Annotated in this window: 1 protein-coding gene; it reads right to left on the bottom strand. The window is 42.2% G+C overall.

From position 1 onward, the window contains the following. The coding region (locus R7R78_RS28760) for an AAA family ATPase (protein ID WP_225474926.1) at positions 1-294 on the bottom strand (294 nt) is incomplete at its 3' end. Positions 295-552 lie beyond the last annotated feature (258 nt).

Here is a 552-nt window from a genome sequence, read left to right as displayed (position 1 = left end):
TGGCAGTTGTTCCAACTTACTGTAGCCATATACGTCCACAATACTGCGATCAAAAAACACATTCCCTTGGTGGACATTGAAAGCTCGGTAATTGCTCACTTCTACCTTCATCATTTCGTCTCGAAAAGCTTGTTTGTCATTCCAAGGTAATGCTGAACCGTGATTGGCAACCTGCGTTTGTATTATTTGACGGCCGGTTTCTGGCGCGCAGATAAAGCCTTGTGTTTTTAGTTGTTCGATAACCGAGGTTTTTCCTGCACCGGGACCACCAGTGAATACGATGAGTTTGTTCAAAATCTTTTCCTTATTTTTTGTTTGAGTGAAGTAATGCGTGTACGGCCAAGAAAATTGGCATGGCATTTGACACGCCAGCGTTAAGCGAGATCGGCAGTCGAAAGTTTTGGGATAGAAATGAGCAGTGAAAAATATTGATGAAATGAAAGCTTAAACGGCGTGTTCAGCGTTTATGAAAAACGGAGGAATTTTGAGCGAACCAAACTTGCCCAAAATATTGGGTTGGGAAATGAAGAGATTGGATCATTAGGTTAACGC

This window comes from Vibrio sp. 2134-1 (genome assembly GCF_033339495.1).
Note: the sequence above shows the minus strand (reverse complement) of the source record. Positions and strands in the feature narration are given on the sequence as shown.